Annotated in this window: 7 protein-coding genes and 1 pseudogene; 1 reads left to right on the top strand and 7 read right to left on the bottom strand. The window is 46.3% G+C overall.

What is annotated here, in order from left to right:
* Window positions 1-348 precede the first annotated feature (348 nt).
* The 6 genes from B3K91_RS05090 to B3K91_RS05065 form a co-directional block, all read right to left on the bottom strand.
* A complete protein-coding gene (locus tag B3K91_RS05090) occupies window positions 349-2,025 on the bottom strand; it encodes a hypothetical protein (RefSeq protein ID WP_292594190.1) in 1,677 nt (558 codons plus the stop codon).
* 234 nt (window positions 2,026-2,259) lie between these two features.
* Entirely contained in the window at window positions 2,260-3,435 is a 1,176-nt protein-coding gene (locus B3K91_RS05085; protein WP_292592184.1) for a helix-turn-helix domain-containing protein, read from the bottom strand.
* 355 nt (window positions 3,436-3,790) lie between these two features.
* The gene (locus B3K91_RS05080) at window positions 3,791-6,385 is read right to left on the bottom strand and encodes an ATP-binding protein (protein ID WP_292594188.1); all 2,595 of its coding nucleotides are present in this window, start codon (window positions 6,383-6,385) and stop codon (window positions 3,791-3,793) included.
* Window positions 6,385-9,090, bottom strand: a complete 2,706-nt coding sequence (locus tag B3K91_RS05075; protein ID WP_292591871.1) for a DUF1156 domain-containing protein — start codon at window positions 9,088-9,090, stop codon at window positions 6,385-6,387. Before B3K91_RS05075 ends, B3K91_RS05080 begins: the two co-directional genes overlap by 1 nt.
* Before the next feature lie 21 nt (window positions 9,091-9,111).
* Window positions 9,112-12,423, bottom strand: coding sequence for a helicase-related protein (locus B3K91_RS05070; RefSeq protein WP_292591872.1), 3,312 nt, complete (start codon window positions 12,421-12,423; stop codon window positions 9,112-9,114).
* 654 nt (window positions 12,424-13,077) lie between these two features.
* Window positions 13,078-13,320: a hypothetical protein gene (locus B3K91_RS05065; RefSeq protein WP_292594186.1), complete on the bottom strand. Its 243-nt coding sequence runs from the start codon at window positions 13,318-13,320 to the stop codon at window positions 13,078-13,080.
* A 110-nt stretch (window positions 13,321-13,430) separates the two neighbouring features.
* Here B3K91_RS05065 and B3K91_RS13675 point away from each other — a divergent pair.
* Window positions 13,431-13,795, top strand: a pseudogene (locus B3K91_RS13675) (four helix bundle protein).
* Window positions 13,796-13,850: 55 nt separating this feature from the next.
* Here the strand turns inward: B3K91_RS13675 and B3K91_RS05055 are convergent.
* Window positions 13,851-14,060 carry a DUF2922 family protein gene (locus tag B3K91_RS05055; protein WP_292594184.1) on the bottom strand — a complete coding sequence of 70 codons (210 nt, stop codon included), beginning with the start codon at window positions 14,058-14,060 and terminating at the stop codon, window positions 13,851-13,853.
* Between the last annotated feature and the right edge of the window lie 147 nt (window positions 14,061-14,207).

The raw sequence follows: 14,207 nt of genomic DNA, 5'->3' as shown, positions 1-14,207 counted from the left end.
CTACTGCTCTCCAAAAGGCAACGTTCAAGTCACACCCACTTAGCTACAATAAAGGGAGTCACCTTTTTCGCAGATTTTTTGAATTCCAAGGCGTTGCCTCCTATCCTGTTTCTGCTTTCGATTTCTCAACCATCTCCTTGTAGTGTTCACGGCGTGAAAAATGGAGTCTGACGCGTTTATTTATGTAAGTCCGCAGGCAGCGTGGTTTTCAATTGTGCGGACAGTGTCCCCACAATTTGAGGATAAAGCCGGTAAAAACGCAGGTAACGATAGAGCTGGCGGCGATTGCAATTACTCACATAGCAGTGAAAAATGGAGTCTGACCCTATTTATTTTTTCCTATTTATTTTACTCTTCCGTATTTTGGCTGTGAATTACTCTTATCAGTTCTGATAACTCATTGCACAACAAGTCCCAGTGTCGTCTTTTGTAGTAGTCTTGTCTCTTGCCCTCACAAAGTACTTTGAATTCACGAAACGATTGCTCCACCTTTCGGCTGAATTCGAACGCGCTCATGGACTTAAGTTTTTCTTTCAGTTCCACGAAATGGTTCCTAAGCAAATTTTTATCAGCATTATCTCCTACCCAGCTATCTAAAGAATTTCTGTGCAGAACCAGCACTTCAGACAAATTGCTTTCCGAACAGTTTTCGCTGTACATTACTATGTATGAGGCAAGCACAATTTGTAGGTAGTCCGGATGGTTTTTCGTGCTTTCGATTAGCGATTTGAGAAGCTTGATTCCACTTGTTCCACTATCTTTATCCAAGCTTGATTCAAGCAAACCCCTAAAGAGTTCAATTATTCTAGTTCTAGCCGTGCTGCCAACATCTGCAAAGTACTTGTGAATAGCTTGAACACAGAACCCGAACCTTCTGTCATCACATTCAATTAACCTTCTATCCACATTGCAAAGAGTTTCTAAGCACCTAATAGCCATTTTGGACATACTCGAAAGGAAGGCACCATTTTCCTTCTTTACAATTGGTGGCAACTTCTTCGATAATAGTTTTGCCCATTTCTTCAGAATAGAAAGTTCGGCTTTATCGGAGATCAATAACTCAATCATATCTGAAGTAGTTACTGCAATGTCTCTGAGGTAGAAGTGTTTGTCAGAAAGGTATTTCTTATATAGTTCAATATCTCTAGACATTCCGGATAGTCTATCATATACGTTATCTAGCAGCAGATTATTATCTGATATACTCCCAAGACTCCCAAGCGTCTTTAGATGATTGCAGACCAGAAGTGTCATTTCTCTATCGTTTCTTTCAAGCATGTGTCTCGTATGGCGTTTAATCCCCCCAAACAAATTGGAAATCAATTCCGTTCTTAGTTCGTCAGGATATCTCCTCTCTTTAATTGCGATTCTTATTACTTCTTCTATGCCTTCATGTATTTTTCTTAGACTATCGAGATCAGAGCTCTGTATATAGCGATGTGCTATGTCAAAAAGAATCCGCAAAGAGTCCTTTGTCTCAGAAGGTTTCCGTGATCTCAAAACAATTTCACTTATTGTGCTATCCAGGGACAAAGATTCAACTATTCTTATGAAGAACGGAATGAGGACCAACAGTAAATATATAGATGATGCAATATAGAATCTTTGCCATGCATTACTCATTGCTGGAACGAAAAAGCCCATGATTAGTGCTCCAACACTAGCGGCCAGTATAAAATAGGTGTCTCCTCGTTTTCTGAAAGTGTCAATGAGCCGGTGTGTGTAGAACTGAGCGGAATGCTGAATAGCAACAAGCGATATTGTAAGTACAAGTGCAATCAATGCGGTCAATGAAGACACAATATTCCCGGCCATTTCTATCATAGAATCGGATACTAGATCATGCCCTATAAGAACGAACTCGCTCCTTGCTGCCGTTAGTGGTTGAAAGAGGGCGAAGACAAAAAGAAACGATAGATACATTAAGTACGTCTTCTTTCGTTTCCATGGAATAAGGCTAACAACAAACAAGCACACGAACAAAGCAATTTCGATCCAGAACACTAACAGATAAGCTTCTTCCATAGTTCACCCTCCAGGTGTGTAACAGAGAAGTTACTTTACAATTTCAAGCCTTTCCATTAAGCCCTAAGTACACCGAATACTAAACACAAACTTTCGATTCCATTGCTCCGAACACATCCCCGATCTGATGTTAACAAGAGCTTTCTCGAGCCTATTTCACGCTGATTAGTACTCTTAGAGATCTCTCGAAATGTCTCAGCATAGCTCTTTGAGAAAGCGGGAATGATTCCAGGATTAGCCAGATTGTTTTCTCTTGCCCTCCTTATCGTAGTTAAGGCTTCTGCAGTATCCTCCAGCACGCCAGATACCATCGAAAATGGGCTTCATGGCGATCGTTATTTCTTCAGCTGTTTCATCGATTCGTACTCCGGGAATTAAGAGCAAATCTCTATCTATAGGATCTTCTCTAGATAGAAGATTACTTTGATAAATCCTGTATCCCTTTACTCCTATAACAGACAGATATATGATTCTTGGATAACCGCAACCCAATCTATCCTGCAACTGTATTAAGATTTTTGTTGCTTCGATAGAAAAGTGTTCAAGAGCTTTGATTCGTATTTTCGGGAAATCATTGTGATCATTGGAGAACGGCCGAGTATCCAGAAGTTCTATACAACCATTACTAAAAAGCTGGACATAAGTGGTCTCAATCTTGGATTTTGAGAAAACCACATAACCTTCGAAATTGTACTTTGCATATTCGTACAATGAACCAAGACTATTAAAAAGCTCATTGCGAATACCGTGATCCCCAAATCCACCAACATAGTCTGTCGATACTGAACCCATACTCTCTGCAGGAATAATGTGAAGCACAACATGCGGCTTTGGTGCGATGGATATTGGTCCGTCACCGCTTTCGATTTTCGCGAGACGATCAAGTCTAAAGTTACGTATTCGCTCGTCCAGAGTAGTAGACGCCGTGAAAGCTTCCCGTATTTGATAGACGTCCATCTGAAATTTTCCAGAATTGGTTCGATAATGGAAGCGGGAGGAACCACCAAGAGTAACCATATGTGGTCCATAAAAGCTTTGTGGTATTTCGATCACGAATACGAAGTGTCCGTTCTGAAGTTGAATTGCCTTGATTTTCTTCCTAATGCGTGGAGCAATGCTATTATCAATAAGATTGTCCATTGTCTGTGTAAGAGCATCTGGATCGTCACATGGTATGCCCGGAATATCTGTTATGACACCTTTTTCTTCTGCTACACCAATCAAGATTCTCCCACCGATAGTGTTGGCAAAAGCCGAAACATCTGCCAGAAATTCCTTCCTTTGGTCCTTGCCTTTTAGGGAAAGATCGACTTTGTAATCCAAGCGGCGGTCTTCACATACCTGGTTGTCTTTGAGCGATATCAGCGTGTTTTCGTCGATAGAATCAAAAGAAACTGCTGGAAAGAACATATGCACCTCCGAATGAAGCCATACAAAACGAAAATGTCTCGCCTTAATATATCATCAAAGAATGAATCTCGAAATGTAGCCTTCTATCGGTTCTTGCAGAAATCCGAGGTTCTCCTGGATATCTATAGAAGGCGGTGGCGCGACTTGGGAGCCCAGATAGTGGCTTGCGGTTTCAAACACCAAGCAATCGCCGAAGATGGTTCGATTCCTTCGCTCACATTCTGCTCGCAATACTCTAGCGTATTCTGTATGAATCCCTTCAGATCAAACTTGTCTACCGGAAATGCAGTTTTCATAGGGCCTCCCATCAGTTATGAATTTGAGTGAGCCTGTTGGACTAAAACAAACCGAACGATCAATCGTTGATCTCTATTCCGGCCTGTTCGAAGGCCTCCTGAATCTTGTTTTCGAATTCCTGCTGCGTTATAGATCCCTCGGACGCCGAAATCGTAAGTTGAATATCCTGGTACTTTTCGTGCAGGTAATTGACTATCCTCATAACATCCGATGATTTGCCTTTTGGAAGTTTGAATGATAGATGAAGGCTCTCGATAGCTCCCTTGCCATGAGGAAGAACCGTTGTACCTCCCGATGTGGTGTGAGAAGTACCAAAAGACGTCCCGGCACCAGTATCCTTAACCGCTATGTCAACTTTCTTATCACCAGAATCATTTGGATAGATAGTCCCGGGTTCCCTCTCTGCCAGCTCTTTGCACTTGGCAAGCGAAAGCAGCAGCTCCACGCTGGAGAATTGGAGTTCCGGAACAGTTGTTTCCTGCGCGCTCTTCCTGTCGTTGAAATACATGAGTTTGAAACCTCTATCAGTTTCCACGGCCAGTCCGAAAAGCCCGTTCTTCAAGCCTTCAATTATCGCCTCTTCGAGTACGCCTCTGTTCATCAGCAGCGGTTCACCCGGGGTTTGCAGATGTGACTTCCACAATTGCTCGGTATGCAAATTTTCATTCTTTTCAAGGTATTTGATCGAAATAACCATCGGGGAGAGCTTATCCACCAGCTTTGATTCGGACTTCAGATGATCGAAGATCCGTTCGTCCAGGGTTTTGTTTTCTCCGTATGTAGGCACTCCCAGATCGGTTTTGAGCAAGCCGTCCTTCATCGGGATATATATCTCCCTGTACACTCTGTGGATCGCGTCGTCCAGTTCCCCCGAGATCCGTTTTACATCTTCTTTTAGTTTCTTTCTGTCCGTTTCACCGAGTTCCAGTGAATCATCTCGCTCGATGGCATCTATGGCCAGCTTCCGCCTCATTTGCTTTTCGAGATTAGTTTTCTCGCCCGGACACAGGAAGATTATCGTGTTTCGATTTACTCTCGGAGTGCTGTTCCCCCTGCTGTTGACTATTTCCAGCATCGTCTGCTTATCGACGCTCTCCAGAACAAGCAGCTTCAAATCGTAGTTGTCGGGAATGTCTTTGTAGCTCTGTTCTCCTATGAACGTCTTGAAACGCTTGCCGGAAATGTTTCTCTTCAGAAGCTCTTCTTCCAGCTCCTTGAGGCTTTCTGACGATACGTTTTCCATCTTTGTGTGTATGATCCTGTTCAGATTCGGCTTGTTGCTGAAGAAGTATTTGTCGTCGGTATTTTGGAGATAGAAAAGCCTGTTCTTCAGACGTTCCAGACAATCGGAAATTACTTCGGCTGGATTATCATACGCCGCTGCCTGCCGCTTTATATCCGTAAGGGTCGCTCCGTGTTCACGTCCTCCGGAGAATGAATACATGAATATCGTCTGGGCAGCCCTGGTGGCTATATTCAAATTCTGATAAGCCCTCCCCAGTTCGGGATTCGTCCTCACGGTTCCCGAGTCGTCGGCCGTTATGTCCGATGCTATTACGCTGTTGAATTCGGAGCCGGTGAATTTTATCAACTCCTGTCTCAATTCCTGATTATCGAGATCGAAGTCGGACAGGCTTATATAGGAATTACTATTATTTAGCATCGAATGAATTACCAGCGCCAGAATACGGAGAACACCCCTCGTTCTCTGGAACTCCGGGTAGCTCCCCCAGCGGTGATAAAGCACGTCTATTACTTCCGGTGTGAATGGATATGAGTCCAGGAAGCGGTTCCTGTAATCGCTCTTTTCTATGCCGGCGGGGAGTATAGACTGGTTTGCGAAATAATCCACCAGATTGGAGACGATCTCTTCCGCAGCTCTTTCGTTTATATTCGAGAACAGTCTCTTTCGAATTATCTTTGTCACTTCGCTGTCCTTCACGGGGGCGTAGACCTTCTCTTTTCTGCCCAGCGTCTTCTTCAGTTTTGACAGCAGTCTCTCAGCGGCCTCGGAAGACTGTTCTATGAAGCTTGACTGAAGCGTTACCAGCGCGCACACACCGGAAATGGATGAAGCCTCTTCCGACAGTTCCTGCATGAAAGCTAGAGTCTGTTCCGCAAGAGTAGTGTCCTCAACTTTCACACCGGAGGCCTTTGTCATATATTCCATGAGCTCATCCATGAGAATAAGAACCGGGGAGTTTGCAGTCAGGACTTTGTTCAAAGCCTCTCTTCCCGGAGAAACCATTCCCGTAAGATACTTTATCTCTCCCGTCAGCTGGCGCTCTATCTCTCCCCAGAGAGTCTTTTCGCCGTCCAAAACGGTACCAACGAGAACGACTCTCTTCGCGTTCCATTCACCCGCCTTATGATACAGAGCGATCATGGAGTGGGTCTTACCACCACCGAACGGTGTTTGGACTTGAAGAACGGAGTCCCCTCCTCTTCCCTCCAGTCTTTTCTGGACGGTTTCCAGCAGCTCCTTCAGCCCGTCCGTCTCATAAGTCTTCCTGAAGAAAACGTCGGGATTCGAGTATTCCTGCGGGCCTTCACCGCGACTGGCGCTCCAGAGATCCGCTGCGAAGACGCTCATCTCCAGAGCGCCTTTTTTTATATCTTCGTGAGGAATAGCAACTGTGTGAAAGGGTTTCATCAGAACAACCTCCCTTGCTGTTCACTGTCTTTCTCGTGTTTCTTTATTGAATCCTCTCTTATTCGCTCTCTGCCCGCCAGGAATCCATCGAGCAGCTTCTTCTCCTTGTTTTCGTTTGGAAGTGTCTCGCTTATCGCCTGAGCTACCCTGTAGAAGGCGTCGTTCTTTCCAAAGCCCGAATCGGAGAGCAGCTGCACCAGTTCTTCGCGTTTGCTCGATTCCCAGAGAAGAAGCGTTTTGTGCAGCACGTCTATGAGCTCCTGGGTATCTTCTAGTTCCTTCAGCTTTCGATCCTGCGGACCCAAAAGACGGACGAATTCCTTCTCTTTGCGTATGAACCCCTTACCGTTCCATTCAAGAGACAGGTCCAATCCGCAGCTCTGGGCGAGTTTTCGGGCTTCGTCGAAGGGAACCTTTACATCTGCGTAGTTCCATCGCCAGAGGACGTACAAACGCGTCTTGTCTGAGATTTCGGAAGCGAATCCGTTATGCAGTATCTGGCGTATAGCATAATCGGTGGCGATAGTCCTAACGTCTTCAAGAAGCCGATCGGCGCGCATTATGTTTCCCTGAAGGTCCATTACCTTCTCATACTTGCCGAAGATTTCTATCGCAGAGCCTATGGCCGCTATGAAGAAGTCTCCGCCGCCTATTCCTTCCGCCCAGAGGCGATCCAACTTCTTGTCAAGGTGCTTCTTCAATTCTTCGCGGACTTCGTTATAGAAGGCAACACCGCTTCTCTCTACTTTTCTGGCCACGATATATATAGAAGAGGCTAGTGCAGCTGACTCCTGGGAACGTAACCGAGCCTGCATTTCAGTGTTCACAGGCCACGCGGCTGTCATAACAAGCCCTGAATCCAGCAATGAGTTTATAAGCGTTTCCCAGCCTTCTGTTGTTTTATGTGCATACACTATAACTGCTAGTCCATTGGACTTCAGCACTCTCTGGATTTCACTAAAAGCCTGTGACAGCATCTCTTCGAACTGTCTCTTCCCTGCTTCGGCACCTTCGCCAGTTGAATAAGCAACTATCTCGTTTTTCTTAGGGGTCAGAGATGTGGAGAAGAGTTCGGGATAGAGATCACCGACGCTTCGCTTCAACCATACATAGAAGAAGTCAGACAGATATGAATAGGGAACGTTGTCATAGTAGGGCGGGTCGGTTATGACTGCATCGAAATAGTTGTCATTGTATGGCAAACTGATGGCCGACAAAGAAGCTGGATTCGCAGACACATCAAATTGCCCGAAATTTGCAAGTGCCCTGGAGATTTGCCTTCGCATACTACTTATGGTTCCTTGTGACGACTCAGAGAAAAGGTTTAGTTCAAAATAATCCCAACACATTGGCAATGCTTGTCTAGAAAATGTGTTGCAAGTGTTCTCAACATGGTTGAACCATCTCACAATGCTGCTTTCGAAATCTGAGCACCTGCTTATTATGATAGCTATATAGGTTGCGATCGCTTTCGCATACTCTCTCTCCATCCCTTCAGCGATCATCTTTCTATAAGCCTCTCTAACCTTTTCCGTAAATGTTATAAGTGAGAGCTTCTGACGGGCGTTGAAGAGACTGCCCCATGTTGTCATGCCGTAGGGCTGTACTCTGAATCCCAAAGTTCCACGCGGAGGCATTTCTTCATCCGGCACAGGATCTATTCCCCACAGTTCATGAAGTTTCCGCCGTTTCTCTTCCATGTATTCTGCTGCCTTATTGAAGACTTTCATATCATCTTCAGTCGCTATCCTATAACGCTTTCCCGTCTCGCCGGGCTTTGTCAGTATTACGGCGACCATCCTCTCCCCCGCCTTGGCTTCCCGAAAAAGCCTGCGAGTTGTGTTTGCTTCAACCGTCGAACCGCATACAGGGCATACCGCAACTGCACGGGAGACTGTCCCCTTATCGGGATCGAAATCGTCTGGCATTTTCTCATAATCGGTCCCGACTATTTTGAACTCAACCTTTCCATCTTTGGCGTAAGGATATACGGCGATCTTTCGCCTGCTCTTGTTCGCGAGCCACCAGTTAGTTGTAAGGGGAATATGAGCTTTGCACGAAGGATTCTGACATGGGACTGTCCGCATCCAATAGTATCCAACCGGAATAGATCCGTCCGGATCGTTCGGATAGAAGTCGCCAATATCCTTTCTTGCTTCTTCTAAAACCCAATTCGCCCATTTCTTGACGTCTTCCAGCAACGGGTTTACTTCACTCTTGTCCAGCAAAGCGTTACCGGTATCTCTCTTTACTGGCTTCCCGTATTTCTGGGGATACTCAAGAGTTGCCTTCTGTATGAGCACAGCGACTGGGTTGAGATCACCAGTGTATGTCTCGCAGCCTAAACGAAGTGCTTCCAGCGGAATCGACCCACCACCACCGAACGGGTCCAGCACCTTAGGTGGTTTCCCATCGTTGGCTTTCAGTATATCTTTTCTCGCCTTATCCAGCAGCTCTCTGTTATTTGAGTTTTCCCATTTTGAGAGTTCTATGATGAAATTCCGCCTGGCATTCAGGTCATCGACGTCTTTCGGCTCGGGAACGAGCGCCGCGTATGTTGTAGCGCGCGAAGAAGCCAGAGGTTTTCTTGACCACCAAATATGAAGCGTGGATATGTTACCATGACGGATATTCTTTTCTTTTGCCGCTTCAGTACCCACTTCCTTCACAGGAAAACTCTCTTCTATAAATCTCCTGTCGCTCAACTGGTTCGCCCCCTCCATTGACTACGAATTGTCTATCGGATAGTTCTTTATCTGGTCCGGAGATACGAGGTACCTCACCGACTCTATTCGTTCCGTAGGCGTCAGGTTGTTCGCGGGGTCCTGTATTATATACAGTTCAGGTTCTCTTGCTGCATTCAAAACCACATACAGGAAGTAGTCCGAACCAAACCTCTTCGCCTTGAGCCATTCGTTCTGGGTCAGTTCGACAGGTCCCGTAGTTGCCCTCGCCTTCACTTCAATGTATCTGAATGTTCCATCGACTAACTTCGAACGTATATCGAAGCCGAGATTCTCCTCGCTCACGTTCTGAGGCTCTCTGTTGTGCTGGCTTTCGTAATTCATGGAAATGTCCATCCCGATCTTCTCTATTTCGGGGTCGCTCACCATGAAGGGATCGGATGGCCTTTCGGGGAAGAGCCGTATCACTCCTGCGAACTGGGGCATCGCCATTGTGAGGCTTCTCTCGCTTTCGATCTGCTGGATGAGATTTTTCAGCTGCTGTTCGTAACGCTGTTTCCTGTCCTGCTTGTTTCTAATGGCAAGATCGACGTCTTCGCCCCTGTCTTTGCGCGCCTGCAGATCGATTAGCTCTCCATCGAGTTTAATTATCAGGTGTTCGAGAGAACGAACTCCGTATTTCTGCTTTATCTCGCCCTGGTGATCTCTTTCTTTTTGGAGTTCAGTCAAATACTTCTCCAGTTCGCCTATGGAATAACCTGCCGCTTTCTTCTTCATTTCCTGTATATCGGCGGGATCACAGTGCACCTTTTCTTCCTTCAGATCCCATATTTTATCCGGAGAGACTGAGTAAATCTCATTGTCGTTTACAAAACAGGCGAACAGCCTTTTGCCCGCTGTCTTCCCTTCCCCGTCGGCTATCTCGCCCTCGAAGAGGAATATGTAGCCGTTCATCCTTCCGTCGGGATCGACAAACGTAGCTCCTTCAAGCGGAGTGAGACCGTAATTCTCACTAACCCAGTCGAGAAGGGACTCGAAGAGCGGGTGGCCGAAGGTTATGAATTCGACGTCAGGGTGCCTGAAAGCCTGTTCGTTATCGAAGGTAACTTTGGGATAGCTTCTCAAAATCCTTTTATTCTGAATGCCGTCAAGCTGACGCAATTCAACAGGGACCTTTTCAAGCGAGAAGAACTCCCCACGCAGGTTCATTACGCCGCCCGCTTTCTCGAAGGCCTTCCTGAAGAACCGTTCCGTGTATTCGGGGATCAGTTTGTTTTCTCTGGCGCGCTGAGCCATTTCCCTTATTCTCGTGTAATCTATGAAACTGCTTGCAAGGCTGTCTCCGAGAATGTCTTTCAGCTCGCTGTTCCTTTCGTAATCGACCCAGATATCCATTTCGGCGATTATATCCTCGATCTTCCTTGCGTTTGCTGCCGCTTCCGTTAGCATCTGCGGGAAGTCCCTGCCATAGAATACCTCGCTGAGGACATCGAAGACCTTGTCGTTCCCCAGGGCGCGACGGATCTCATCCAGTTTGTCGAAAAGCCGCTTCAGAACCATCCCCTCTCGTGTATCCTCTGCGACCATGTTGAATACAAAGACCTCTCTGTTCTGACCGTACCTGTGTATTCTTCCCATTCGCTGTTCCAACCTGTTCGGATTCCAGGGGATGTCGTAATTTATCATCATGTGGCAGAACTGAAGGTTTATTCCCTCTCCCGCGGCCTCGGTAGCCACCATTATCTGTTTTTCGTTCTTGAATATGCTTTCAGCGGCTATTCTGTCTTCTAGTCTCATGCCGCCATGAATGGTGGTGACGGTATAGCCCCACTCCATAAGCTTTCTCTCAAGATAGTCGAGAGTGTCCCGTGATTCGGTGAAGACGAGCATCTTTTGATCACGCAAATCGCTGAATTTACCGGATAGTTCTACCAGCGATTCCTTCAAGTGTTTCAGTTTCGTCTCCGACTCCTGGCTTATGATCTTCTTCGCTCGTTGAATGAGATTGTCAAGGGTGTGTACCTCGACTCTCAGTTCGTTTCTGTTCTCGGATACGCTGAGAGCTTCCCAGAGCTCTTCTTCTTTCCATCTGTCCTCTTCCGACATGTCCTCGATGTCGTCATAGTCTATCTGCGGCATGTTCTGCCTAAGCTCGGCCGTCTTCAGCATTTCTTCGAGCCTGTCTTTCCTTCGCTCAAGAGAGCGCAGTAAAGCGTATGTACTGGACGCGAAACGGCGTTGAAGTATAACGAGCGCGAAAGCGATGTTTCTCCTCTTGTCTCTCGACAGGGCTTTGTTGTATTGCTCGTTGACGTATCTCGATAGATCGTTGTAAAGCTCTTTCTCTTCATCGTCCTCTTCATCCAGCCTGAAACTGACTGTGCTCACATGTCTCGGCAAGAAGAGAGGTTTCCCGTCGAAGTCTTTCAATTCCTCTTTGACCCGTCGGATGAACAGGGGATTGTCCCTGTTCTGGATCGATTCTCCGAGCAGTTCCTTCGTTGAGAAATAGCCAGGTTCGAGAAGATCGAGAAACAGCCGGAAGTTTTCCGGGTCGCCCCTGTGCGGAGTCGCCGTGAGGAAGAGAAGGTGTTCCGTCGATTTCGATAGCACTTCTCCCAGTCTGTACCTGTTCGTCCTGTTTATCTTGTCGCCGTACGTGGTAGCGCTCATTTTATGAGCTTCGTCCACTATTATGAGATCAAAGTCGACTGCGGTTATTGATGGAAGTATCTCTTCGCGTTTGGCGAAGTCTATAGAAGTTATTATCTGGTTCTCGGTTTCCCATATGTTCTCGCCGTAACGCGTGTCGAGTTGACCGCGATCGACGACGATGAAGCTTTCTTCGAAGCGTTCCTTCAGTTCCCTGCGCCACTGATCCTTCAGATGACCGGGAGCAACTATAAGCGTCCTCTTTATCACCTTGCGCAACTTCAGCTCTTTTATTATAAGTCCCGCCATTATTGTCTTCCCCGCACCGGGATCGTCCGCTATGAGGAATCGGATTTTCGGGTTTCGCAGCACATACCCATAGACGGCCTCGATCTGATGGGGCAACGGATGAATCTTAGAAGTATTCATTGCAAGCAGAGGATCATAAAGACTTGCATACCTGTAGCGCAGACATTCGAGGGAAAGAAATACTTCCCTGGGTTCCGCCCCAAAAGCAGTTCTATCACTCAACATTTCTATCGTGGAAAGCTCGGATAAAGGTATGAGACTGTCAACAGGACGCCTGGAATAGCGGCTAATACCAACAATTCGCAGGTGATTTCCAACGTTTTCAACTGTATTAACCAGTATCGGCTCGCTCCAGCGCTTGCCGGAAAGAACCGAACCAACCTTTATATCCACCAACAAGCCCCCTATTCTAGCGATGGACAAACAATCGTTCCGTATGACTGTTGGAGCGTTTCCCCTGAAAGCAACGCGCGATGGCAGAAAGCTGCATCGGCTACATTAACCGGTAACGAATCAATAACAGTCTAGCACAGTAAACATTCAGAACAAAATATCCCCGTTTATGCAGTTGAGAAAATCTCTCGATAATACAAGACTATTCTTAGGAACTTCAAGCTTGCTAGAGGGAGAATGAAATCCGTGTCAAAGTTGATGGGTAATAGGATGTTCTATTATTCATGAGGAGTGAAAAACTTAATGCAGTGGTCAGCAAAAAGGCGCGGCACAGGGAGACGCATCATAAGCGAATTTCTAGCATAGCAGCTTTGCCCGACAATCTTTATTCATTAATGCGAAAAGTGTTCTTAGGCTCTTGCTACGATTTCAAATTCAAATCATCTTATGTTGATTGCTTATTTCCAAGATCACAAGATCAATTCGTGGACATTTGGAAGACTCTTGCTCTAACGAGCATATTTATGCTGAACAGGATGACCTTTGAACGTCGCAATATGTGTGGTCATCCTGCATTTTCAATGTTAATAGCCTTTTGAGCAAAACGGCTTAGGGACTTTGAACAAGATTCGTATTCTTTGTCGTCAACAGCTATTACTTCACCAACACCTTCATCGCCGTCTTCCAAAGTCCCTTGTTCAGGAACATGACGACTAGGTCTATCAAGACATCCAGGATGAAGTCGAAGAATTCTGGGTCTATCTTCCACTCTTCATCCGGAAGCGCATCCTTTATCATCTGTTTCACTTTCTCTTTCTTCTCAGCCCCGTTACCGGGACTCTCTACGTAACTTGCAAAGACGGTTATTAGAGAAATCAATTGTCGTATGAAATCCATAGCTACCTCCTGTTGATTTCGTCCTTCGTCCAGGATCGTGAACCCGTCTTTCGTCCTTGGATAGACACTGAGAGCATCTTTGAGCTATCATTTCTCTGGAGGTGGTCTTCATGGCCGATTCTTATCAGAATCTAGATGTGTATAAGCTGAGTATGAAGTTTGCCTACGACGTTTATCAGATTGTCTCCGCTTTCCCTGACTTCGAGAAATTCGGCCTTTCTTCTCAGTTGAGGAGAGCTGTTATCTCCGTTCCCTCTAATATCCCGAAGGATCAGGCCGTCAGTACAAGAAGGAGTTTGTGCAGTCTCTCTTCCTGGCAAAGGGCTCTCTCAGAGAAGCAATGACACAACTCGAACTCTCGAAGATGTTTGGATATATAGATGAAGAGACTCTCAGTCAGATAAAGGATCAGGCGAACAGACTCCACAAGATGCTTAACAGGTTGATCTCCAGACTGAAGAACCCGGGTGGCTGAGCCACCCGGAGCCAAGGACGCCGGACGGGTCCTCGGGTTTGGACGATGGACGGTTCTAGATCAGATTAAACAACTCATTCTTCTGGGTATCGATCACTGCCGCGTAGTCTACCGCATAGCTTGAAGGGATCACCTTCAGAGTTATGAGGTTTCCCATCACAGTCTCGACTTCAGACTGAGTCAGAGTCTCCTTAGGCTCCTTTATGTAGAAGCCCTTGGACTTCTTCGCGGTTGAATCGTACCACCTAACGCTCAGGTTTTTCATTTGAGTTCCTCCTTTCGAATAACGGTTCTCCGTTGACCGTCATCCGTCCTCCGAAAGAGCTGTAAAGTGCAGTGGCATTGCATTTTCGATCCTAATCGGCGAACGGACTCGGCCTACGGTTTACGTTGTTTCACCGGTCAGAGGTAA

The sequence above is a fragment of the Mesotoga sp. UBA5847 genome, from assembly GCF_002432735.1.
Lineage (GTDB): Bacteria > Thermotogota > Thermotogae > Petrotogales > Kosmotogaceae > Mesotoga.
Note: the sequence above shows the minus strand (reverse complement) of the source record. Positions and strands in the feature narration are given on the sequence as shown.